The sequence below is a fragment of the Rhizobium sp. BK418 genome, from assembly GCF_004341105.1.
Classification (GTDB): domain Bacteria; phylum Pseudomonadota; class Alphaproteobacteria; order Rhizobiales; family Rhizobiaceae; genus Rhizobium.
Genome location: NZ_SLZK01000006.1, coordinates 261351 through 282655 on the forward strand (window position 1 = coordinate 261351; position 21305 = coordinate 282655).

Annotated in this window: 20 protein-coding genes and 4 pseudogenes; 9 read left to right on the forward strand and 15 right to left on the reverse strand. The window is 59.4% G+C overall.

All coding sequences use genetic code 11. The features are described from left to right. Positions 1 to 3: 3 nt before the first annotated feature. Positions 4 to 1482: an NAD-dependent succinate-semialdehyde dehydrogenase gene (locus tag EV281_RS23390; RefSeq protein WP_132656649.1), complete on the reverse strand. Its 1479-nt coding sequence runs from the start codon at positions 1480 to 1482 to the stop codon at positions 4 to 6. A gap of 121 nt (positions 1483 to 1603) precedes the next feature. On the opposite strand from EV281_RS23390, the gene EV281_RS23395 reads away from it, so the two are divergent. The 5 genes and pseudogenes from EV281_RS23395 (at position 1604) to EV281_RS23415 (ending at position 5198) form a co-directional block, all read left to right on the forward strand. Then, positions 1604 to 2071 carry an Lrp/AsnC family transcriptional regulator gene (locus EV281_RS23395; RefSeq protein WP_132656650.1) on the forward strand — a complete coding sequence of 156 codons (468 nt, stop codon included), beginning with the start codon at positions 1604 to 1606 and terminating at the stop codon, positions 2069 to 2071. 154 nt (positions 2072 to 2225) lie between these two features. Continuing rightward, complete coding sequence (locus tag EV281_RS23400) at positions 2226 to 2480, forward strand: type II toxin-antitoxin system Phd/YefM family antitoxin (protein WP_132656651.1); 255 nt, start codon at positions 2226 to 2228, stop codon at positions 2478 to 2480. Next, a pseudogene (locus EV281_RS23405) lies at positions 2477 to 2899 on the forward strand (type II toxin-antitoxin system VapC family toxin). The gene EV281_RS23400 and the pseudogene EV281_RS23405 overlap by 4 nt, the downstream one beginning before the upstream one ends. A gap of 145 nt (positions 2900 to 3044) precedes the next feature. Continuing rightward, a pseudogene (locus EV281_RS23410) lies at positions 3045 to 4393 on the forward strand (nodulation protein NfeD). Positions 4394 to 4424: 31 nt separating this feature from the next. After that, positions 4425 to 5198 carry a slipin family protein gene (locus EV281_RS23415; RefSeq protein WP_132656652.1) on the forward strand — a complete coding sequence of 258 codons (774 nt, stop codon included), beginning with the start codon at positions 4425 to 4427 and terminating at the stop codon, positions 5196 to 5198. 474 nt (positions 5199 to 5672) lie between these two features. Here EV281_RS23415 and EV281_RS23425 read toward each other — a convergent pair whose 3' ends face one another. The 9 genes from EV281_RS23425 to EV281_RS23470 form a co-directional block, all read right to left on the reverse strand. Next, the gene (locus EV281_RS23425; protein ID WP_132656654.1) at positions 5673 to 5969 is read right to left on the reverse strand and encodes a hypothetical protein; all 297 of its coding nucleotides are present in this window, start codon (positions 5967 to 5969) and stop codon (positions 5673 to 5675) included. Positions 5970 to 6667: 698 nt separating this feature from the next. Continuing rightward, positions 6668 to 7159, reverse strand: coding sequence for a hypothetical protein (locus EV281_RS23435; RefSeq protein WP_132656655.1), 492 nt, complete (start codon positions 7157 to 7159; stop codon positions 6668 to 6670). A 218-nt stretch (positions 7160 to 7377) separates the two neighbouring features. Continuing rightward, positions 7378 to 8373: a Gfo/Idh/MocA family oxidoreductase gene (locus tag EV281_RS23440; protein WP_132656656.1), complete on the reverse strand. Its 996-nt coding sequence runs from the start codon at positions 8371 to 8373 to the stop codon at positions 7378 to 7380. Then, positions 8370 to 9251, reverse strand: a complete 882-nt coding sequence (locus EV281_RS23445) for a sugar phosphate isomerase/epimerase family protein (protein WP_132656845.1) — start codon at positions 9249 to 9251, stop codon at positions 8370 to 8372. Before EV281_RS23445 ends, EV281_RS23440 begins: the two co-directional genes overlap by 4 nt. 22 nt (positions 9252 to 9273) lie before the next feature. Then, complete coding sequence (locus EV281_RS23450; protein WP_132656657.1) at positions 9274 to 10107, reverse strand: carbohydrate ABC transporter permease; 834 nt, start codon at positions 10105 to 10107, stop codon at positions 9274 to 9276. Continuing rightward, a complete protein-coding gene (locus EV281_RS23455; RefSeq protein WP_132656658.1) occupies positions 10104 to 11027 on the reverse strand; it encodes a sugar ABC transporter permease in 924 nt (307 codons plus the stop codon). The genes EV281_RS23450 and EV281_RS23455 overlap by 4 nt, the downstream gene beginning before the upstream one ends. Before the next feature lie 102 nt (positions 11028 to 11129). Further along, positions 11130 to 12332, reverse strand: coding sequence for a sugar ABC transporter substrate-binding protein (locus EV281_RS23460; RefSeq protein ID WP_165911945.1), 1203 nt, complete (start codon positions 12330 to 12332; stop codon positions 11130 to 11132). Positions 12333 to 12351: 19 nt separating this feature from the next. After that, positions 12352 to 13338 carry an alpha/beta hydrolase gene (locus EV281_RS23465; RefSeq protein ID WP_132656659.1) on the reverse strand — a complete coding sequence of 329 codons (987 nt, stop codon included), beginning with the start codon at positions 13336 to 13338 and terminating at the stop codon, positions 12352 to 12354. Then, positions 13335 to 14024, reverse strand: a complete 690-nt coding sequence (locus EV281_RS23470; RefSeq protein WP_132656660.1) for a GntR family transcriptional regulator — start codon at positions 14022 to 14024, stop codon at positions 13335 to 13337. The genes EV281_RS23465 and EV281_RS23470 overlap by 4 nt, the downstream gene beginning before the upstream one ends. A gap of 101 nt (positions 14025 to 14125) precedes the next feature. Between EV281_RS23470 and ugpC the strand changes: the two genes are divergently transcribed. Next, positions 14126 to 15199 carry a sn-glycerol-3-phosphate ABC transporter ATP-binding protein UgpC gene (gene ugpC, locus EV281_RS23475; protein WP_132656661.1) on the forward strand — a complete coding sequence of 358 codons (1074 nt, stop codon included), beginning with the start codon at positions 14126 to 14128 and terminating at the stop codon, positions 15197 to 15199. A 281-nt stretch (positions 15200 to 15480) separates the two neighbouring features. Here ugpC and EV281_RS31780 read toward each other — a convergent pair whose 3' ends face one another. Further along, positions 15481 to 15687 (reverse strand): hypothetical protein, encoded by a 207-nt coding sequence (locus EV281_RS31780; protein WP_132656662.1) that lies wholly within the window; start codon positions 15685 to 15687, stop codon positions 15481 to 15483. Positions 15688 to 16298: 611 nt separating this feature from the next. Between EV281_RS31780 and EV281_RS32070 the strand changes: the two are divergent. Together EV281_RS32070 and EV281_RS31790 are read left to right on the forward strand one after the other, a co-directional pair. Next, positions 16299 to 16622, forward strand: a pseudogene (locus EV281_RS32070) (DUF2231 domain-containing protein); the annotation flags it as partial. 31 nt (positions 16623 to 16653) lie between these two features. Further along, a pseudogene (locus EV281_RS31790) lies at positions 16654 to 16985 on the forward strand (hypothetical protein); the annotation flags it as partial. Between the two features lie 47 nt (positions 16986 to 17032). On the opposite strand, the gene EV281_RS23490 reads toward EV281_RS31790, so the two are convergent. After that, positions 17033 to 17560 carry a cupin domain-containing protein gene (locus EV281_RS23490; protein WP_132656847.1) on the reverse strand — a complete coding sequence of 176 codons (528 nt, stop codon included), beginning with the start codon at positions 17558 to 17560 and terminating at the stop codon, positions 17033 to 17035. 52 nt (positions 17561 to 17612) lie between these two features. On the opposite strand from EV281_RS23490, the gene EV281_RS23495 reads away from it, so the two are divergent. Then, positions 17613 to 17840, forward strand: coding sequence for a hypothetical protein (locus tag EV281_RS23495; protein ID WP_348631033.1), 228 nt, complete (start codon positions 17613 to 17615; stop codon positions 17838 to 17840). 51 nt (positions 17841 to 17891) lie between these two features. On the opposite strand, the gene EV281_RS23500 is transcribed toward EV281_RS23495, so the two are convergent. From EV281_RS23500 to EV281_RS23510, 3 genes are all read right to left on the reverse strand, one after another. Then, positions 17892 to 19007: a TRAP transporter substrate-binding protein gene (locus EV281_RS23500; protein ID WP_132656663.1), complete on the reverse strand. Its 1116-nt coding sequence runs from the start codon at positions 19005 to 19007 to the stop codon at positions 17892 to 17894. Positions 19008 to 19079: 72 nt separating this feature from the next. After that, entirely contained in the window at positions 19080 to 20660 is a 1581-nt protein-coding gene (locus EV281_RS23505; RefSeq protein WP_132656664.1) for a TRAP transporter large permease subunit, read from the reverse strand. A gap of 16 nt (positions 20661 to 20676) precedes the next feature. Further along, the gene (locus tag EV281_RS23510; RefSeq protein ID WP_132656665.1) at positions 20677 to 21225 is read right to left on the reverse strand and encodes a TRAP transporter small permease subunit; all 549 of its coding nucleotides are present in this window, start codon (positions 21223 to 21225) and stop codon (positions 20677 to 20679) included. Positions 21226 to 21305 lie beyond the last annotated feature (80 nt).

Genomic DNA, 21305 nt, shown 5'->3' on the forward strand with positions numbered 1-21305 from the left:
CTTTCATGCAGCAAGGTTGCCGAAGCAGACATATTTAGCTTCGAGATATTCCAGGAGGCCGTGGCGCGAACCTTCGCGACCAAGACCGGATTGCTTCCAGCCCCCAAAGGGTATCGGGGCGCCGGTGAATTTTGGTGTGTTGACAGCGATCATGCCGTATTCGAGCCGGTCGGTGAGGCGCATCGCGCGACTAAGATCATTGGTGTAGACGTAGGCTGCCAGCCCCATTTCCGTGGCATTGGCACGGGCGAGCACCTCCTGCTCGTCATCGAACGGCAGGATCGCAGCGACAGGGCCGAAGGTCTCTTCGTGGGCAATCAGCATGTCGTCGGTGACATCGGCGAGCACGGTTGGCGTGACGAAATTGCCGCCAAGCGGACTATCCTGTCCGCCGCAGATGAGACGCGCACCGGCGGAGAGCGCCTGCGCAATCTGCTGGCGGCATTTTTCGGCAACCGAAGGGCGCGTCATCGGCCCGATATCGGTGCCAGCTTCGAGGCCATGACCGAGGTTGAGTTCTCGAGTGGCTTTGGCGAAGGCATCTAGGAACCGTTCGTAATGGCCGCGCTGGACGTAAATCCTGTTGGCGGCAAGGCAATCCTGTCCCGACGTGGCGAATTTTGCGCCAATACAGCCCCTCACGGCTTTGGAAAGCTCGGCGTCGTCGAAGAGGATGAAGGGTGCGTGGCCGCCAAGTTCTAGCGAAGCCTTCTTCACGGTCGCCGCCGATTGGGTAAGCAGAATGCGCCCGACCTCGGTAGAGCCGGTGAAGGAAAAGGCACGCACATCCGTGTGTTCGAGCAGGCGGCGCGCAAGCGGGGCAGCTTCCCCGGTGAGGACTTGGAATACGCCGGCCGGCATTCCGGCCTCCTCAGCAAGCTTTGCCAGAGCGAGCGCAGATAAAGGCGTTTCCGGGGCAGGCTTGACAATCATCGTGCAGCCGGCTGCGAGCGCGGCACCCGCCTTGCGAGTAATCATCGCCGAGGGAAAGTTCCACGGGGTGATCGCAACAGTCACGCCAAGCGGCTGCATCTGTACCGACAGTCGGCTGCCCGGCAGGTGGCTCGGTATCGTTTCGCCATAGGCACGCTCGGCCTCGGCCGCGAACCAGTCGAGGAAGTTTGCGGCATAAGAAATTTCGCCAAGCGATTCTGCGAGCGGTTTTCCTTGTTCAGCGGTCATGATCACAGAGAGGTCTTGCGCGTTTTCGCGCATCAGCTTGCCCCACGCACGCAGGACCTGGCCACGTTCGACGGGGAGCCTGTCACGCCAATCGAGAAACGCATTCTTCGCCGCATCGACGGCGGCATCGGCATCTTCGAGCGAGCAGGCTGCGACATCGACGAGGTGCTCACCGGTTGCCGGATCGATGACGCTGAGTGTCTCTTCGCGCACAGCCCATGTGCCATGCAGAAAGGCGCGGCGCTCGATCAAATCGGGTCGTTGCAGGTTTTTCAGCGCAGTGCTGGCGATACCTTTCATGCGAGGCTCCAAATGGGGTTTACAAGGAGACTAGCCGCGCGCCATGATCGATTGGCTGCATTGATTTGATCCGCCGTGCAGAAATTGAGCTTAATTTGGGTGCTGAACGCAGGATTTCTGCATGACTACTCTTGACAGAGCCGATCGGGCGCTGCTTGACGCCGTCCAGAAGAACAATCGTCTAACCTCTGAAGAGCTGGCACAGATCGTCAATCTCTCACCAACTGCTTGTCAGCGACGGCTGAAGCGATTGCGTGAGGAGGGGGTGATCGAGGCAGACGTGTCGATCGTCTCGCCTAAGGCTGTCGGGCGCGGCATCACGATGATTGTTCTTGTCTCTCTGGAGCGCGAACGGGCAGACATCGTTGATCGATTCAAGTCGGCGATCCGCGCTACGAAGGAGGTGATGATCGGCTATTACGTGACGGGCGACGCCGATTTCATCCTAGTTATTACGGCGAAGGACATGGAGGATTACGAAGCCTTCACACGTCGGTTCTTCTATGAGAACCATGATATTAAAGGTTTCAAAACCATGGTGGTAATGGATCGAGTGAAAGCTGGCTTCGTTTTTCCGATAGATGATTGACTCTGCTTCAAATATCTTTTGCAGCAACCTCGGCGTTTAAATTTGCCGATCGTATGATGTGGTCCACGGGTTCGTTTCCTGTCCGCCACGGCGACCATTGCTCCACGGCAAGTGATACCTTATATGTAGGTATGTTCCTACATCGAGGCGTTCTATGGGCATCACGAGTTTGTCTAGCCGCGAGTTGAACCAAGACGTCAGCAAGGCAAAGAAGGCTGCTGAAAAAGGACCTGTCGTTATCACGGATCGCGGGAAACCGTCGCATGTGCTGATGACCTACAGCGAGTTCGAGCGCCTGACTGGCAAGCGCCGCAACTTGGTTGACGCTCTTTCAATGCCTGGTTTGTCGTCTATCGATTTAGATCTACCTCGGGCCGAGATTGCGGCCCGCGGAGTCGATCTGTCTTGAAGTATCTCTTGGATACAAATGTCATTTCGGAGTTGCGCAAAGTTGGCGACGGTAAGGCCGATCCGAATGTGACGAAGTGGGTCGGTGTGCAAGATTCCAGCGATTTGTTCATTTCCGTGATTACGATCCTGGAACTTGAGCGTGGGATATTAGGGATCCAGCGTTAGGACGCGGCCCAAGGTTTTCGCTTGCGGCGATGGATGGACAGCCGGGTTCGCCCTGAATTCGCTGAGCGAATTCTGCCCATCGATGACGCGATAGCAACGCGTTGCGCCCAGCTACATGTTACAGACCGCCGCAACGAGGCCGATGCTTTGATCGCGGCCACCGCGCTCGTTCATGATTTGGCTGTGGTCACACGGAACGTTCAGGATTTCGACGGTACAAACGTGATCATAATCGACCCATGGCAGGACTGAAGAGGCGCGAGATGCAATCCGGAAGATCCTCATGCCATTGATTTCAATCCAGTCGAGCCGTCTTATCGTTTGATCGTGCCGCTATATATATCTGCCTATGGATAATCGGCGGAAATTGGCATGGCATTCGAGGCCCTGGCGAAGAATATCGCGAGTTCTTGCCCTGGTGCTGGGCCTGATGCCGGCATTTGGTGCCATTGCGGCGCAGACGGAGTCCAATCGTGTTGCGATTGTCCTTCAGCTGAATGGTGCAGTCGGTCCGGCGACCGCTGACTATATCAAGCGCGGTCTCCAGAGTGCCGCCGATCGCGGGGCGGTGCTTGTTGTTCTGCGGATGGACACGCCGGGCGGTCTCGACACGTCGATGCGTGAGATCATCCGCGCAATCCTTGCGTCGCCGGTACCGGTCGCGGGTTTCGTCGCGCCCCCTGGAGCGCGGGCCGCCAGCGCTGGAACCTATATCCTCTATGCAAGCCATATAGCGGCAATGGCGCCCGGCACCAATCTCGGCGCTGCAACGCCGATTGCACTCGGCCGACTGCCGGACAATGGCACCGGAGACGATCAGAGCAATCCGGAAGGCAACAAGCGGCAGGCACCGCGCGGTCCGGAGGAAGCCAAGGCAGTCAACGACGCCGTGGCCTATATCCGCGGACTTGCAGAGCTGCGGGGCCGCAATGCCGACTGGGCGGAGCGCGCGGTGCGCGAGGCGGCCAGCCTTTCGGCGACCGCGGCCCTGCGCGAACACGTCATCGATTTCATGGTTGCCAGCCCCGCCGAGCTTCTGGCCCAGGCGCAAGGGCGCGTGGTGAAAATTGGCCAGGCCGACGTACTGCTCGACACGACAGGCCTTGCCATAGAGGAATTCGAGCCGGATTGGCGGGTCCGTCTGCTCTCGGTGATCACCGATCCGAACATCGCTCTCATTCTGATGATGATCGGCATCTATGGACTGATCTTTGAATTTCTCGCGCCAGGAACATTCCTGCCTGGAACGATCGGTGCCGTCTGCTTGCTGCTTGGCCTCTATGCACTCGCCCTATTGCCAGTCAGCTATGCCGGCGTCGGCTTGATTGTTTTGGGCGTGGGCCTGACCGTCGCAGAAGTGCACTCGCCATCTTTCGGCGCGCTGGGCATAGGCGGCGGACTGGCTCTGGTGCTGGGTGCGGCGATTCTGTTCAACACCAACATACCGGGCTTTGGGGTCTCATGGCCGATGCTGGGCGCCATCGCCATTGTAATCTCGGCGCTCAGCCTTCTGATCGCACTTCTTGCCTTCACATCGCGCCGGCGCGACATGGCTACGGGAGCCGAGCAGATGATCGGTCTTTCGGGCAGGTTCAGAGCTGGGAAGATATGACGGGCTACGTGATCGCACATGGTGAACGCTGGAGAGCGATTGCCGATGAACCGCTGTCTAGCGGCGACGAAATCAAGATTACCGGCCGCAAAGGCCTGACGCTCGAAGTCGCACGCCAGCGGCAGGAAAGCTAGGGCAGGGAATATTCAGAGGCAGGAGGAAATCATGAGCATGTTCGTGGGGTTCACCTTTTATGGCGTCGTCATCCTCATTTTGCTGCTCATCATCGCATCGGCGACCAAGATCCTGCGCGAATATGAGCGGGGCGTCGTTTTCACACTCGGCCGCTTCACCGGCGTCAAAGGACCGGGTCTGATTTTGCTCTTTCCGTACGTTCAGCAGATGATACGAGTGGACCTGCGCACCAGAGTACTCGACGTTCCAAGCCAAGATGTTATTTCCAGAGACAACGTTTCAGTACGCGTCAACGCGGTGATCTATTTCAGGGTCATCGATCCTGAAAAGTCGACCATCCAGGTGGAAAACTTCATGGCCGCCACCAGCCAGCTCGCACAGACGACGCTGCGTTCGGTGCTTGGCAAGCATGATCTCGACGAGATGCTTGCAGAACGCGACAAGCTCAACAGCGATATCCAGGCGATCCTCGACGCACAGACGGATGCGTGGGGCATTAAAGTCGCCAATGTCGAGATCAAACATGTCGACATCAACGAATCGATGATCCGCGCCATTGCCCGTCAGGCGGAGGCCGAGCGGGAGCGGCGGGCGAAGGTTATCAATGCAGAGGGCGAGCAGCAGGCGGCTGCAAAGCTTCTCGAGGCGGCGGAAATCCTGGCCCGCAAGCCGCAGGCCATGCAGCTTCGCTATCTGAGCACGTTGAACGTTCTCGCGAGCGAAAAGAGCTCAACGATCATATTCCCGTTCCCGATGGAAATCGGCAACCTGATCCCGCGTCAGGCGGAAGGACCCCGCGAATAACCGTATGTGGAGTCCTGCAACAGCGCGGCTACCACAATGCCTGGACGGCTACTACGACCAGAAATGCAATCACGACCACGGACGCCATCCACAAGACAGTGCGATTGGCCTCGGCGAGGATCTGTGGTTTCGGGTCGCGCTTGGGATTGAATTTAGGGCGACGTTTCCGTGAGGCCCCCGCCTGTGACGATTTGTTTCCTGCTGCCATGGCTGTTTCGCTCGAGGTGGTGTGGAACGCCAATCTAGCATGAAAGCTTCCTGGTGCTTAGAGCGCGATGCTGCTCTGGCGCTCAACGAAGGCTTGCTGCGGTCGATCAGTAATTCGATTCCTTGTGGGCGTGAGCCGTCGCCCACGCAGCCATCGATGAAGCGGGCACCGGCTCGGCGCCTGCCGACGGTACGAAGGGCGCAAAGCCGCCACCAAGCGCGGTTGCGTATTGTCATGCGCAGGCCGGTAACGGCAGGTCCGGGCGATTACCGCCAATCGCGATCGCGATCCCAGCGCTCGCGGTACCGGTATTCGCCCCAGTCGCGATACGGACGTTCCCAGCCATAATAGCGTGGTGCGTAATAACGTGGCGGCGGCGGTGCCCACCGATTGGGCCGGCAAAAGCCACGTGGGCTGAGATGGTAACCGCGACCGCACGCATAATCGACGGTCATGACACTGGAGGCTGCTGGCGCCGTGAGGCGGCCCACAGGGGTTGCATTGGCTGCTTCAGCCGCCATTCCGGCCATGAGAAGGGCCGTGGTGATGAGAATTTTCCGCATTTCGGTTCTCCGGTTTGCAGGAGGATCTAGCGCCTGTCGGCGTGAATGGGGGCTGAAAGCTCCGTTCATGCCGGCGACAGCTTCAGCCCTAGTCACGCTCCCAGCGATCGCCTCGGTCATAACCGTTCCGATCACTGTTGCCGGACGTAGGTGTCTGCAAATGCTCGAGCAGCTGAAGAACCGTATCGGCGCATTCCTTCGTTGATTCTCCGTCGGCGCATCTCAGGTCAATTCTCGTCCGACCGCTTTCGATGCGGAAGCGGGCGCCACGCTCCCTTGGCTGCGAGTGCCAATAATGGTCCGCGCGCGCTTCGTTCTTGCGTGGCTGTTCCTGCGGAGGAGGTGGGGGTTCTGGGCCGGAGTCAGCCGCAGGAGGGGCAGGCTGCGGCGCGTCAGCGGGAGCCTGTGCGAAGGCGCAGGTGGCAAATAATCCGAAAACAGCCGCCGGCAGTGCAATGGATATGTTCATGACGTTACCTCGTTCCTGTGCAGGTCTAACGATGGCTCGCATCGATAGTTCCTGGGACACAGTCGAGACGTGTGGCCGCTGGATCGGAACGGGAATGATTGCCCATCTACGAGCGATGTCTGCGCGAAGCTCCAGGAGCAGACCATCACAACATATCAAGACCGAGGGACGGTTGGCACCCGAGACGCCTGCTCTTGCAACAATCGTTCCTGCGAAGGATGCAGCTTATTCACTTCCACTCCCAGAGCTTTTTGGAGCGGTGCGGTCGCGCGGTGACGATGGCGGCAGGTTCCCGCGCCATTTCAACGTAGCGGCCGGCATCCTCCGCATCATTGACCCCAACGAAGATCATCTTCATCGAGCTTTTGAACGGTACGCCCTTGGCGCGATGCTCGAAGCGGATGACCGCATGCGGATATTCTTCATTGAGGCTGATCATGGGATCGCCGGTCAAAGCAATATGGTTCCGCATCGCCAGGAAGGATGAGATCCGCTGATGGGCGAGTTCTGGCGATACCTGGACATTTCCCTTCGGCGTCCGGGCATAGGCGATGGCATCCGTTTGCCCCTTCTGCCTTTTTGTTTCGTAGACGAGGAGAGCTGTCCCCATCGCAAGCTCAATGTGCAGGTCGAACGTTCGATAGCGAACTGGGTGCTCGAAGAGATCGTCCAGCGCTGCCTTCAGGTCTTGAATATAGTCGGCATAAAACGAGGCAGTCATATCCTGTCCATAACAAGGGCACGAGCGTTTGCGCCGCAACGGCAGTCCCTCGGCTTTGACGCCCGAGAAAAGCGCCTTCCAGCCATCGATGTGTGCGGGTACTGCCACAACGGGGCAGGACAATGCAATCTGCGAGATCGGACTTATGGACGTAGAGCACGGTCTCACTACGTCCAGCCATCGGTCTGCCGGGAGGACGGCGATGCTCTTGCGGTCAGTCAGAGTTCCAGTTCTCGTCGCAGTGTTTCGAGGCGTTCCATGGCGGTCACGCCATCATGGATGTTGGGTGCTGCGGTTGCCGCACCTGCCAGAGCAGGGACGACATCCGACAGCAGCGAGTAATAGCCCTTGGGGTCCTCGTTGGCGGCGGCGGTGAAATTCGGCTTCCAGGTGAGGCTGTCTATTGTGTCCGTCAGCGTGGCTGTGGGGTCGTCGACCTTGAAGGGCGGGTTGCGGTTCCATTTGATATCGATGACGTTGTCGACTTCGATGCGCTGATGGTCTCCCATGAGCTCAATGCGCTCGACCGGCGCCCCACGTGACTGGATCGTGCCCATGGCGATGGTGCCGATGGCGCCACATTCGAAATCGAAATTGATATGGAAGAGGATTTTGCCAGGTTCCTTCTCCACCTTTCTTGCCGTCAGCTTTTTAACAGGCGAGACGAGGAACGAGACAAGATCCATGTAGTGCACGCAATGATGCAGGAAGAAGCCGGTATAATCGACATTGCCGACGAAATAGCCAGGCGCCGTCATATAATAGCCGGTGAGGCCGAGCACATCGCCGAAACGACCGGAGCGGACGATATTGGCGGCGATCTTGTTGCCCACGGAATAACGCTTCATGAAGCCTAGAAGCAGCGGCTTGCCGGATTTCTCGGATGCAGCTTGCAATTCGCGCGCGCCCGCCGCACTGCCGGATGGCGGCTTTTCCATGAAGACCGGAAGGCCGCGCTCGAGTGCCGCCTTGCCGAAGGCCAGATGCTGATCCGGACCGACAGCCATCCCCACTGCATCGATACCGGGGGTCTTGATCAGCGCGTCGGCGTCGGTCGTGAGCGTCTTGACGCCGAACTGACGGCCGGCCGAGGCCAGGCGCTTCGCATCAATGTCGCAAAGGGCGACGATCTCGACATCGTGCCGAACGAGCTGCGGGAGAAGCATCTGGGTCGCATGGATGCCGCACCCGATCCAACCAATCTTTAATGTCATCGGCGATATTCCGTTAGTGTGAGATGGGATTTGATGAAGGAGGCGCTCGCCGCCAGTCTCTCGCTCTCGTCTTCATGCGGCGGGCGCCACTGCGCGAAGGGCACGCCGAAGCGATCGTCATTGCGCCGGAACGGCTCCAGAGAAACCGGACCCTGATAGCGGATTTCGTGCAGCGCGCGGCAGACATCGACCCAGTCGGTTGAGCCGGTACCAGGAAAGCCGCGATGGTTTTCGTTGGCCTGGAAATGCACAACACGCTTGCCGCCAAGCCTTATCGCTTCGGCAATCGACGCTTCCTCCATATGCATGTGGAATGTATCGAGCATCAGCTGGACGGCTGGGTGATCGACGGCATCGAGCAGCTCCATCGCCTGTTGTGTCGTGCAGAGCACGTCGCTTTCGAACCGGTTGAGCGGCTCGACGGCGAGAAGTACGCCCACTTTCTGCGCGTGGTCGCCGGCTTCTTTCAGGCCATTGATGCAGCGTTCCTTGCGCGCGAGGCGTTCGTCCTCCGCCACCGGCTGCGGCGGCCGGCCGGCAAAGACCAGCGGATTTCCCGTCAATGGACCGCCGACGATCTTTGCGCCGAGCGCCGCAGCACAGTCGGCAGCGTAGTTCAGATAGTCGATGCCGGCGCGATAGGCCTCTGTTTCGGCGGAAGACAGATTGCGCTGGAGATTGACGCGGGCCGCAAGCACGACGCCGAGGCCGGCATCGTCGAGCGCTCTTCGTGTTTCTGCTAGATCAAGTTCGCCCGGCTCGGGCACCAGCAGCTCGACGAAGTCATAACCGAGATCACGCATGCGGCGAAACAGCGGAAAGTGCTCGGCCGTAAAGGGCCTTGCATATTGCATCGATATCAACCCGACGGGGTTCATGATCATTCCTCTTTCTGTGACATCAGCCCTTCACCGCGCCTTGGGTGAGGCCGCCGATCAGCCGGCGTTGGACGAGAAGGAAAAGTACGGTGGCCGGCAGAGCCCCGACGACTGCGCCTGCAGCAAGCAGGCCCCATTCGATCTGGTATTCGCCGATCAACGTCTGGATCGCGACTGTGACCGGCCGAACGTTGCGTCCGCCAAGGGTCAGGGCGTAGAGATATTCGTTCCAGGCGGTAATGAAGATATAGATGCCGGTAGAAACGATACCGGGCACGGTGAGCGGCAGGACGACGCGCCACAGCGCAGCCAGCCGCGAACAGCCATCCATCATCGCCGCCTCGTCGAGGCTTTTCGGGATCGCCGAAATATAGCTCGTCAGCATCCAGACGGCGAAGGGGATGGCGACCGTGGAATTGGCCAGGATTAGTCCGATATGGGTATCGAGGATGCCGGCCTTGCGCATCATGACGAAGAGCGGCAGGATGAGCAGCACGACCGGAAACATGTTGATCAAAAGAAACTGCAGCATCAGCAGCTTGCGGCCGGCGAAGCGGAACCGGGAGAACGCATAGGCGGCCGTCACCGACACGACGAGGCCGACCACGACAGTGCCTGCCGCAATGATGAGACTGTCGAGCATGTTGCCGAGAAAGGATGTCTGGGCAAACAGCCTCGTATAATTGTCGAAGCTCCAGCCGGCCGGTGTCAGCGAAACGCCGGTAGCGCTAAGCACGGCCGTCGGTGTCAGTGAGGTCAGGATCATCCAGACAAACGGCGCCATCGCGACGATGAGGATGACGAAGACAGGTAGGTCTGTGGTCAGGATACGCCGAAGCGTGCTTTGCTTTTTCATCTTTCGACCTCCCGCATCGTTCTGGCCAGATAGAAGGCGACGACCACGCCGAGCAGGATGGTAAAGGTGACCGCGATCGTCGTGCCGTAACCGAAATCGACGTTCTGGCGGGCCCGAACGAAGGCATAGAGGGGCAGCGTGTGGGTCGAATAGCCTGGACCACCTCCGGTCATGACGAAAATCACGTCCATCGAATTTGCCACCCAGATAACCCGCAGCAGACCGGCCGTTGCCAGTACCGGGGCGATGCCGGGCAGGGTGATGTGCAGGAACTGCCGCCAGCCGGAAGCGCCATCGATCGATGCCGCCTCGTACTGGCTGCGGGGAATACCCTGCAGCCCAGCAAGGATCATCACCGCAAAGAAGGGAAAGCCCTGCCAGGTCAGTGTCGCGATGATCGAGTAGAGCGCCAAATGCGGGTCCGCAAGCCATGGCACCGCGCTGTGCACGACGGTGAGATAGAGCAGGATGTCATTGAGCACGCCCGTCGTCGGATCGTAGATCCATCGCCACATCAGGGCGATGACGACGCTCGGCAGCGCCCAGGGGATGATGATCAGAGCACGGGCAAGACCGCGCCACGGAAATTCGCGCTGGAGAAGCAGCGCTGTCACCAGGCCAAGCAGCATCTGGAGCGGCACCGTGAGCCCGATCCAGATGATCGTATTCCAAAGCGCCGTCCAGAAGACCGGGTCGTGAAGCAGCTTGATGTAATTGCCGAAGCCAATGAATTTCGTCGCATTGGGCTTCCAGAGCACGAGGTCATAGAAGCTGGTGACGACGGCCTGCACCATTGGAAAGAAGACGATGACCAGCGTCACGACCAGAGATGGCGCAAGCAGCAGATAGGGCAGGAGCCGGCCGTTCGGCAGCTTTGGCTTTGCCATGCTGCGGCCTGGACTGAGCATGCTGACGGACATGGGTGTCTTCCTGAGCTATGATCGCATTTCAAGAGCAGTTGTTCGCGCCGGATGCGGGCGCGAACGGGTTTGGCAGGGAAGTCCGCGAGAGATCTTCAGCCGTTACTGAGCGAAGAGCCCTTCCAGCTGCTCCATCATCTGCGCCGAGGTGATCTGGCCGGTCAGCGCCTGCTGCATGGCTGTTTGCCATGCCGTGTTGACGAATTCCGAGGTCGCGGTGTTCTGCGGCAGCACATGGGCGAACGGCAGAGACTGGACCGTTGCATCGACGAAGCGGCGCTCATGCAGCGTCCAATGCGCCGAACCGCTCTTCGTCACCGTCATCTGGCCGGTCGCCTTGTTGAACTGGACATTGTTGTCTCCTTCCGCGAGGAAGGAGATCCACTTCCAGGCTGCGTCCTTGACCTGCGAGGCTGAGAAGATCGCCAGCGACTCATCGCCATATGAGGTCCACTGGCCGCCGCCGCATTTCGGCACTGGAACAGCCGAAACCTTGTCGCCGAGCGCCTTGACCAGATCGTTCGAGGAGCCGATGTGATGGATCGTCATTGCAGTCTTGCCCGCCTTGAAAGCGGCAATGATTTCCTGGAAGCCGTCATTCGGCGCCGAGGGCGGAATGACCTTATCCTTCTGGAAGAGATCGACCAGCCACTGGTTGGCGGCAACCGCCTCCGGCTTGGTGAGGCCGCCCGGCTTCAGCTCGGCACCTTGTGAGAGCACGAAGGCGCCCCACTGATCCCAACCGCCCTTGCCGCCGCGCAGGCCGAAGCCGTAGACATCAGGTGCCTTGGTCAGCTTGATGGCGGCGTCGCGGAACTCCTCACATGTAGTCGGCGGTTTCAGGCCGGCGGCCTGGAACAGGTCCGTGCGATAATAGAGGTAAAGCACGACATACTGGATCGGCAGATAATATTGTTTGCCATCCGGTCCCTTGTTGATTTCGAGCAGGTTGTCGAGCAGGTCCGCCTTGCCCGGCCAGGCGTCGATGCGGTCGCCGATCGGTTCGAGGGCGCCCATTTCGGCAAGGCGCGGCTGGGCGAAAAGCTTCACCATGGCCGCGTCAGGCGCGTTGCCGCCGACGATCGAGGTGTAGAGATTGTCGTAATAGCTGTTCCACGGCACGTTTTCGGCATCAATGGTGATACCGGGATTGGCCTTCTCGAACTTTGCGACGAGATCGCCCATCGGATTTTCCGGATTATCGAAGTGATACCAGAAATGCACCGTTTCGGCATAGGCGGCACTTGCCGCCAGGCTCGACGCCAGCGCGGCGCCGAGAGCCAGACTCTTCAGAAACTTCTTCATTCTCTCCTCCTCCTGACGGTCACATGCGATCCGTCATCTCCTTTGCCTTTTGAGCTGCGGCCGAAAGCGCCTCCCGCGCAGCGGCCAGATCGATTGTGTTCTGCAAAAATCCATGCGTGACACCGGGCGTGACCGTAACCGTCTCGCTGCGCCCGAGCGATTGCAGGCGCTGATGCAGGATCAGCGTGTCCGAGAGCAGCGGATCGACAGCCGCTGCCATGAGGTGCAGCGGCGGCAGAGCCGCAAGCGCGTCGTCTGAAGCGGTCAGGGGGCAGGCGAGTGGATCGTGCCCGACATCGCGATCGCCCACATACCATTGCCAGTAGCGCTGCATCTTACCGCGCGTCAGTCCTGGTCCCTCGGCAAATGCACGATAGGAGGGCGTGGTGAAATCGCGGGCGAATGTGCCGTAAAACAATAGAGCGCCAGCAAGCACGGGCCGATCGGCCTGTTGTTGTTCGTGGAGAATGGCCGCAAGTGCCAGATTGGCGCCGGCTGAATCACCCGCGATGACGATCGGCCCTGCTTCGACGCCGAAGATATCGGGAGACGACTGCAGTTTGCGCAGGCAGGCGATGACATCCATCAGGCCGGCAGGATAAGGATGCTCCGGAGCAAGGCGATAGTCGGGCACCAGCACGGCCATGCCCGTCTCCTGTGCCAGCACGCGAGCGCAGCGCTCATGGGTCTCCGGCGAGCAGAAGGCGAAGCCACCGCCATGAACGAAGAGAAGAGTGCCGGGTATTTTCGCGCGCGGAACCAACAGGCGAATTCTGATGCGCGCGGAGCCGAGTGTCGCGTCCGGTTCGATCCAGATTTCCCGCGCCGATTCCATCGGCGGCAGGTCGAGGTTCCAGCGACGGTTTGTTTTTTCCGATTGCACTCGGCCTTCGGTCGGAAGCAAGGTCGTCACATCGGGCAGCGGTCCGTCCTCGGCGGCGACGCGAGCGAGGAGTGCGGCCATCTCAGGTGAAAGAAGGCTGATGTCGGCACCTGGCGCACTCATTGTGTGGCGTCCGGAAAGACATCGGGACCTAGATCGACGATGGTCGCGATATGATGATGGAGCGCCGCGACCGATCTGGCAGCGTCGCCGCTTTCAATTGCCTCTATGATCGAGGCATGCCGCTGGGCCGTGGCCACGAGATCGCGCGGCGTCGTACTGCGCGAAATCTTGAAGCGGTGATTGTGGACCAGACAGCGATGCAGAATGGGGTCCAGCGCCGGTAAGCCGGCATCTTGGAAAATCCGACGATGAAAATCACGGTCGCAGGAAGCAAGCTCAAGCTCGTCGCCTTGACGGGCCGCGTCCATCATCTCTTCCAAAAGCTGGCGCAGATCGCTCAGTAAGGTCCGGCTTGGGGCTTTGAGAACGCGCGTGATGCCGTTGCATTCGATCTGCTGGCGAACACGGAACATCTCGATTGCCTCATCGGCAGTGCATGCGGAAACCTGGGTGCCGCGATGGCCCTGGCGCAGAACAAGACCTTCTTCCTGCAACTGCAGCAGAGCCTCGCGCACGGTGCCCTGGCTGCAGCCGAAATGGGCAGCAAGATCGAGCTCCGTCAGTGCGGTGCCGGCGGGCAATGCCCCGAGCAATATGTCTCGCTTCAGCGCGTTGAACGCACCGGTGGACTTTGCCGGTTTTGCGGCGGCCTGCCTGCCTGCTTGTCTGGCGGGAAAATAAGACATCGATCTCGCTTCATATATTTCCGTTTGCATGCGCTATCATTATTGATATTGATATCGATAATTAAGGTCAAGTGCCTAATTGACATCAGGGAGGATACGGCGTGACGGCAATAAGTTTGAAGAAGATCAGGAAATCCTATGGTTCGCTGCAGGTCATCCATGATGTCGACATTGACATTGCGAGTGGGGAATTCCTGGTTCTCGTTGGACCTTCGGGCTGCGGGAAATCGACCCTACTGCGCATGATCGCAGGGCTTGAGGAGATCAGCGCCGGCACGCTTGATATCGGTGGCCGGATCATGAACGATCTGCCGCCGGCCGAGCGCGACATTGCCATGGTGTTCCAGGACTACGCGCTCTATCCGCACATGAGCGTCCATGAGAACATGGCCTTCGGCCTTAAGATGCGCGGCGCCGATGCCGCGGGCATCGAAAATCGTGTCTCTCGTGCCGCCGATATTCTGAAGATCGAAGCTTTCCTCGATCGTCGGCCCGCGCAGCTTTCCGGCGGACAGCGCCAGCGCGTCGCCATGGGGCGCGCCATCGTGCGCGAGCCAGCCGCCTTTCTTTTCGATGAGCCGCTCTCCAATCTCGACGCCGCCTTGCGCGTCGAAATGCGGCTGGAGATCGCCAAGCTGCACAATCGCATGAAGGCAACGACCGTCTACGTCACCCATGACCAGGTCGAGGCAATGACGCTGGCTGACCGCATCGTCGTCATGAACGGCGGCGTGGTCGAACAGATCGGCGCGCCACTCGAACTCTATCACCGCCCGGCCAGCCTCTTCGTCGCTCGTTTCATTGGGAGCCCGACCATGAACACCGTTCCGGCAGAGGTGTTGTCGCCAAACGGCATGGTCGCGGTCTTCGGCAAGACCATCGCTCTTGAGAACGCAGGATATGCGGCGCTGCCGAAAGGCGAGATCGTTCTGGGGATCAGGCCGGAAGATTTTATACGGTGTAACGCGGAGGAAGCATGGTTTAGCGGTGAACTCGTGGTAGCGGAGCGCCTCGGCAGCCAGACCTATGGCTATGTCGAAGTCGGTCACAGCCGCATGCTGAGCGTGGAATTTCCGCGCGAGACGACAATTGCTATCGGCGAAACCATTCATGTCAGAGGTGACATGGCCCATATCCACCTTTTCTCGCGGGAGACTGAACGGCGCCTCGATTGAGTCGCCGGCTACCTGGCGTTCAAAGGTTAGACAAGCGACGCTTGCAAGCAGACGAGAGCCCTGTCGTTCGGCGCAGTCGACGCGCTCCCGTTGTCGCAGGTGGCGGGTCGGCATCAGAGGCGGGCGAGGCCCCGAAGGCCTAGGGACCAAACGAGCGGTGATCCGACGGGCTCACGTGACGACATCGTCAATATCGCCCGGTCGCCCGTGCGGCTGGGCAGGTGGAAAGCCCATAGTTGCCAGGAAGCTTCCGCTAGGTCACCAAGTCTACGCCCAGGACATTATTTGTTCGTCCTTCCACGTTGGCGGGGATCTATGCCTCCTTGAGGCGTTGTATCGTTCGACACATCTCCTTCGACGGTATTGTCACCTTGGAGTTCTTTATCGTCGGGAGGCGACTGGATTCCACGCGATCTCTTGATACCCGGATCGTCGGTCAAATCGAGATCGGACGGTTTGCTCGTCTTGCTGTGTTTTGAAGAGGTCATGACGGGTTCTCCTGGGTTTCCCTGAGCGGTTGGCGATTTTTGAAACGACGACTGTCACCGCCTCGTGCATTGGTCGTCGTTTCTGGCGTAGCCATGATCAGTCTCTTTTTGGGAACTATTGATCGTCCGGGCTGTGGTTGCTCTCATGAGCCTCCAGCCGTGTGCGCCTCTCTGCTTCTCCGATCACGGCTTACCGCTGGTCCAGCTTCGGAACTGGGTTTCGAACCAGTGACGGACGCAAAAGTTCCGCGTGGTGGAAGGTTGTCTGTGCATTGCCAGTCCCTCTCGCGAAAACGGTTCGCCGAGAAGACAGAGGGGAAATAGCAATGCTAACCGGATTATCGGCAGTGGCGGATCGGCTTTCATCTCAAGATCGATCAGAGCAACTTCCAGTGCGGCGAGGCCAAACCTGGTACCCGCCGAGTTACGGAACATTCCAGTGCAGCCGGAGTTCGGGGGTAACGGCTTTTTTGCTGCCGGGCCTGTCACATGTTGGACGTGGTCTGATGGCAGCGCTCGGTGCGCCTGCGGGAGACATCACAATGGCCCAGGATATGATCACTCACAATCCTCACAGTACGGCCAGTATTGCCGGTCATCCGATCCATGCAATGTTTGTACCGTTCCCGATCGCTTTTTTCGTCGCGACTTTCGTCTGCGACCTCATCTTCTGGCGAACCGGCAATACAGCCTGGGCTACCGGCTCACTCTGGTTGCTCGGAGCCGGTCTGGTGATGGCCGCGCTCGCCGCGCTTGCCGGCCTCGCCGACGTATTGGGCGACGTCCAAATCCGCAGCCTTCAGGACCTATGGCTTCATGCCGGCGGCAACGTCTTCGTCGTCGTGATCGAGCTTTACAACTGGTACTCGCGATATGTCCACGCAGAGGCGGCGGTAGTCCCGATTGGCCTCGTCCTGTCGCTGGCCGTTGTCCTCATCCTCATGTTCACCGGTTGGAAAGGATGGGGAATGGTCTATCGGCATCACGTCGGCGTCGTCTTCTTCACGGGCACGGCGGGCGAGCTGGCGGACCCAGCGACCGTCGGTGCGTTCTATTTTGCCGCGGCGGAGGGCGAAGAATACCTCTGGGCATTCTGGCGGTTGGGCTCGCTGGAAGAATTGGTGGCGACCTGGCCTACCCGAACGCCACCGGAACAAGCCGAACGCGCGCGAGGCTGGTGGAGACCGACGCTCGATGAGCTGCGCATTGCCCGGCGCGATGCCAAATCGAGGCGACGCGCCAAACCGCGCAAGCGGACGGACAATTCTTCCGGCGAGAGAACGGCGGAAAGTTCCTGAAAAATCCCGAGCTTGCGCCGATTAAACCGCCCGGCTTTTTCGGGCTGCTATAGCACCTCGTCGGACTTCCAGTTCGCCGGTCCGCGAAATTCGATGCCATATCGTTCCGCAAGCTGCAGCAGTCGATCCATATGATCCGGCATGCGCAACGCCTGCGCGGCCGCCTCGACGAAAAATTCTTCCATGCCGCCAGGCGTCAGAATAGTGAGGTTGCGTCCGCGAGATGTACCGGCCACCCGGAAAGTATGCGGCACGCCCCGCGGCAGGAAGATCGGTCTGCCGGACGCGATCGGGACAATCTCACCATTCAACCAGAATTCATAATCGCCCTCGATCACATGGATCACTTCATCCTCATTGTGATGAATGTGAACCTGCGGCCCACCACCTGCAGGTACAGTGCTTTCAAAAACCCCGACGATTCCCCCACTTTCAAACCTTCCGACATTGATAGTGTAGCTCGTGTCCAGGTGACGGTGCGCGAAGTTTGCGAGATCATGCCCATCAGCCGATGGGAGCAAGACCGGTACGATCGATCCAGCACTTGCACGCTTCGGTCTGTCCCGTCGTGTCATGGTCACGGTGCCGCATTTCCAGGCGGTCGCACTTGCCGTTGAAGCGAGCGAAATGCTTGGCAGTATACCGGTTCATTTCGCTCGCATGTTGTCTGGTCGGCTAAAGCTCGATGTGTTCATGCCGCCGATGGACTCGCCGAAAATGAACGTGACCATGTATTGGCTCCGTCGCTTCGATCGCGATCCGGGAAGTGCATGGCTGCGCGATCAGATCGCCGACGTGCTCGGGGGCGGCAGTGGGCCAACGACCGCGGCGAGTATCGATGCCGGTCCATTCTAGAGTGAGCTTTTCGCGCAAGAGAGCCGGGTTGAGGCCCGGCTCTCGATGCCGTTACTTTTTCGCGGCCTGAGCGGCGTACATGTAACTGTCGTAGCTGTACTCGGCAACGCGGAACCATTCGAAGCTCTCGTCGCGAAATTTCTTCCATGCCGGATAGATCTTTGCCCAGGCCGGATGCTTCTGGCTGTACTCGCCATAGAGCTCGAAGGAGGCCTTGTAGGCAGCGTCCATGACGTCGCGGGGCAGGGGGCGCAGCTTCACCCCCTTGCCGACAAGCGAGCGGATCGCTGCCGTGTTCTTCACATCATAAAGTGCCTGCATGTTAACATTTGCGGCCTTGCAAGCCGTATCGAGGGCCGCCTTGTAAGTATCAGGCAATCCTTCGTACTGCGCCTTGTTGATGAAGAAATGGATGGTTAGACCGCCTTCCCAATAGGCCGGGTAGTAATAGTTCCGAGCGATCTGGTAGAAGCCGAGCTTTTCGTCGTCGTAGGGACCAATCCATTCGGCAGCGTCGATCGTGCCGCGCTCGAGCGCCGGATAGATGTCCCCGCCAGGAAGCTGCTGCGGAACGACGCCAAGGCGCGACATGACTTCGCCGGCAACGCCTGCGATACGCATCTTGACACCTTTCAGGTCCGTGACCGACTTGATCTCGTTACGGAACCAGCCACCCATCTGGGCACCGGTCGCGCCGCCCGGGATACCGACTACGCCATAGTCCGACAGGAACTCGTTGTAGGCTTCGTTTCCGCCGCCGTGGTAGAGCCAGGCGTTCTGCTGACGACCATTCAGGCCGAAGGGGATGGTTGACCCGATGGCAAATGTCGGATCTTTCCCCGTGAAATAGTATCCGCAGGTATGAGCGAGTTCGACGGTATTGGACTTGACGGCATCGAGGGCCTGCGCCCCCGGCACAAGCTCGCCTGCCTGGAAAACCTGGATCTGGAACTTACCATCAGTGATCTTGTTCAGCGCATCGGCCATCACCACCGCGCCGCCGTAGATCGTGTCGAGGTTGTTTGGGAAGCCGGACGTCAAGCGCCAACGCAACGTCGGTGCACTCTGAGCGATTGCCGGGGCGGCAAGCGAAGCGCCTGCGACAGTGGCAGCACCCGCCAGTGTGCCTTTCGTCAAGAAACCTCTGCGGCCTATATCTTTCGTCATGATTTTCCTCCTCTATGGTTTGGCACTGCCGTGTGGATCACGGCAGCGATCTGGATTCGTCGGCTGCGAAAGTCAGGGATTTGTTCCATTCTGCTCCGGCGCGCCGAAGCTTGGAGTCGGGGATCCGAAATCGGGTGCAGGCGCGTCGAAGGCAGGCGGCGCGGTCTCTCCTCCGGTCGGCTCGGCTCCGAACGGGGCTGCCGGCGTACCGAATGGGTTTGCGCCATCTTCGCCCGGCATCGGTACGTTGAGCTCGATCGTCGACGGATCGACGGCCACACGGCCCGACTTGTAGTGCGTCACGAGTTGCGGGAAGGCGATGACAACGATCACTGTGGCGAGCTGGATGCCGAGATAGGGCAGGGCACCCATGTAGATCTGCCCAGAAGTGACCGGCTGGATCGTTGTGCCGGTGACCCTGTCCTTATAGGCTCGTGTAGGTGCGACCGATCGCAGATAAAAGAGCGAGAAACCGAAGGGCGGATGCATGAACGATGTCTGCATGTTGATCGCCAGCATGACGCCGAACCAGATGAGATCGATGCCAAGGCTGTCGGCCACGGGAGCAAGCAGCGGAATGATGATGAAGGCGAGCTCGAAATAATCGAGGAAGAAAGCCAGGAAAAACACGAGCAGGTTTGCGACGATCAGGAAGCCGACTTCGCCACCTGGGATGGATGTCATCAGATGTTCCACCCAGACATGGCCGTTGACGCCGTAGAAGGTCAGCGAGAACACGCGCGCGCCGAGCAGAATGAAGATGACGAAGGATGATAGTTTCGCGGTCGCATAGAGAGCCGACTTGATCATCGCCAGATCGAGACGGCGATTGATGGCAGCGAGTGCCAGTGCGCCGACAGCGCCCATGGCGCCGCCTTCCGTTGGCGTCGCAAGACCGATGAAGATCGTGCCGAGGACGAGGAAGATCAGAACCAGCGGCGGGACGAGCGAGATGATTACGCGCTGCACCAGCTTCCAACCCTTGAGCGAGCGCGCCGCCGCCGGCAATGCCGGAACGCTTGGCGGGCGAATGATCGACATCGTGATGATGTAGAGGGCGTAGGCGGCAACGAGCAGCAGGCCGGGGACAAGCGCCCCTTTGTACATGTCGCCGACCGACCGGCCGAGCTGGTCGGCAAGGATGATCAGGACGAGGCTTGGAGGAATGATCTGTGCCAGGGTGCCTGAGGCTGCGATCGTGCCTGCGGCGACGCGCCTGTCATAGCCGTAGCGCAGCATGATCGGGAGCGAAATCAAGCCCATCGAGATGACCGATGCGGCAACGACCCCCGTCGTAGCGGCGAGAATTGCGCCCACGAAGATCACTGCGAAGGCAAGACCGCCGCGAACTGGTCCGAATAGCTGCCCGATCGTGTCGAGCAGGTCCTCGGCCATGCCGCTTCGTTCGAGGATCAGGCCCATGAAGGTGAAAAACGGGATCGCAAGCAGCGTCTCGTTCGACATTTGCCCAAAGATGCGATCCGGAATTGCGCCGAAAAGATTGACGGGCAGCAGTCCCATTTCGATGCCGATGAAGCCGAAGATAAAGCCGACGAAGGCGAGCGCGAAAGCGACCGGATACCCAAGCAGGAGCACGACGATCAGCGACAGGAACATGATCGGCGCAAGATTTTCCGCAAAGAATGCAAACATGATGATGTTCCCGGCCTTAGAGGGTCTGTGCTTCGGCGTCGGCAAGAGCGATCGCATCGGGCAAATCGCCACGAAGGATCGCGATCCGCTTGATGAGTTCGGAGACGCCTTGAAGCGCGAGCAGCCCGAAGCCGAGCGGGATCATCGCCCAGACCGGCCAGAGGATAAGACCGCCGGTATTGTTCGAGATTTCACCGGTCGAGAACTTTTCGACGACGGTCGTCCAGGAAAGGTAGATGGTGATGAGGCAGAACGGAAAGAGGAAGAAGATCGTGCCGAGAACCTCGATCCAAAGCTGGACCCGGCGCGACAGGTGACCATAGACAAGATCGACTTTAACATGCTCGCTGCTCATCAGCGTCCAGGCCGCCGCAACCAGAAATGCGGCAGAGAAGAGATACCATTGCGCCTCCAGCCAGGCATTTGAGCTGAGATTGAACAGTTTGCGCGTCGTCGCATTGATGGCGCTGATCAGAATGGCAAGCAGCAGGAGCCAGGAAACTGCTTTGCCTAAGAAAGTGTTGATCGCGTCTATCGTGCGCGACAGCGTCAAAAGTCCAGCCATGAAATCCTCCCGAGGCGGCGCGCGCGGCGGCCCCCCAAAGGACACCTACGGACTGCGATACACGGGCGCAACATTCGCAA

What these genes read in the sequence shown, in the direction of transcription:
- EV281_RS23470 (WP_132656660.1), bottom strand. Translation starts at nt 14,024, where the DNA reads ATGTCTTATTTTCCCGCCAGACAAGCAGGCAGGCAGGCCGCCGCAAAA.
- EV281_RS23395 (WP_132656650.1), top strand. Translation starts at nt 1,604, where the DNA reads ATGACTACTCTTGACAGAGCCGATCGGGCGCTGCTTGACGCCGTCCAG.
- EV281_RS23490 (WP_132656847.1), bottom strand. Translation starts at nt 17,560, where the DNA reads ATGACACGACGGGACAGACCGAAGCGTGCAAGTGCTGGATCGATCGTA.
- EV281_RS23460 (WP_165911945.1), bottom strand. Translation starts at nt 12,332, where the DNA reads ATGAAGAAGTTTCTGAAGAGTCTGGCTCTCGGCGCCGCGCTGGCGTCG.
- EV281_RS23415 (WP_132656652.1), top strand. Translation starts at nt 4,425, where the DNA reads ATGAGCATGTTCGTGGGGTTCACCTTTTATGGCGTCGTCATCCTCATT.
- EV281_RS23495 (WP_348631033.1), top strand. Translation starts at nt 17,613, where the DNA reads ATGCTTGGCAGTATACCGGTTCATTTCGCTCGCATGTTGTCTGGTCGG.
- EV281_RS31780 (WP_132656662.1), bottom strand. Translation starts at nt 15,687, where the DNA reads ATGACCTCTTCAAAACACAGCAAGACGAGCAAACCGTCCGATCTCGAT.
- EV281_RS23455 (WP_132656658.1), bottom strand. Translation starts at nt 11,027, where the DNA reads ATGTCCGTCAGCATGCTCAGTCCAGGCCGCAGCATGGCAAAGCCAAAG.
- EV281_RS23465 (WP_132656659.1), bottom strand. Translation starts at nt 13,338, where the DNA reads ATGAGTGCGCCAGGTGCCGACATCAGCCTTCTTTCACCTGAGATGGCC.
- EV281_RS23400 (WP_132656651.1), top strand. Translation starts at nt 2,226, where the DNA reads ATGGGCATCACGAGTTTGTCTAGCCGCGAGTTGAACCAAGACGTCAGC.
- EV281_RS23435 (WP_132656655.1), bottom strand. Translation starts at nt 7,159, where the DNA reads ATGACTGCCTCGTTTTATGCCGACTATATTCAAGACCTGAAGGCAGCG.
- EV281_RS23450 (WP_132656657.1), bottom strand. Translation starts at nt 10,107, where the DNA reads ATGAAAAAGCAAAGCACGCTTCGGCGTATCCTGACCACAGACCTACCT.
- EV281_RS23505 (WP_132656664.1), bottom strand. Translation starts at nt 20,660, where the DNA reads ATGTTTGCATTCTTTGCGGAAAATCTTGCGCCGATCATGTTCCTGTCG.
- EV281_RS23425 (WP_132656654.1), bottom strand. Translation starts at nt 5,969, where the DNA reads ATGCGGAAAATTCTCATCACCACGGCCCTTCTCATGGCCGGAATGGCG.
- EV281_RS23390 (WP_132656649.1), bottom strand. Translation starts at nt 1,482, where the DNA reads ATGAAAGGTATCGCCAGCACTGCGCTGAAAAACCTGCAACGACCCGAT.
- EV281_RS23440 (WP_132656656.1), bottom strand. Translation starts at nt 8,373, where the DNA reads ATGACATTAAAGATTGGTTGGATCGGGTGCGGCATCCATGCGACCCAG.
- EV281_RS23500 (WP_132656663.1), bottom strand. Translation starts at nt 19,007, where the DNA reads ATGACGAAAGATATAGGCCGCAGAGGTTTCTTGACGAAAGGCACACTG.
- EV281_RS23510 (WP_132656665.1), bottom strand. Translation starts at nt 21,225, where the DNA reads ATGGCTGGACTTTTGACGCTGTCGCGCACGATAGACGCGATCAACACT.
- EV281_RS23445 (WP_132656845.1), bottom strand. Translation starts at nt 9,251, where the DNA reads ATGAACCCCGTCGGGTTGATATCGATGCAATATGCAAGGCCCTTTACG.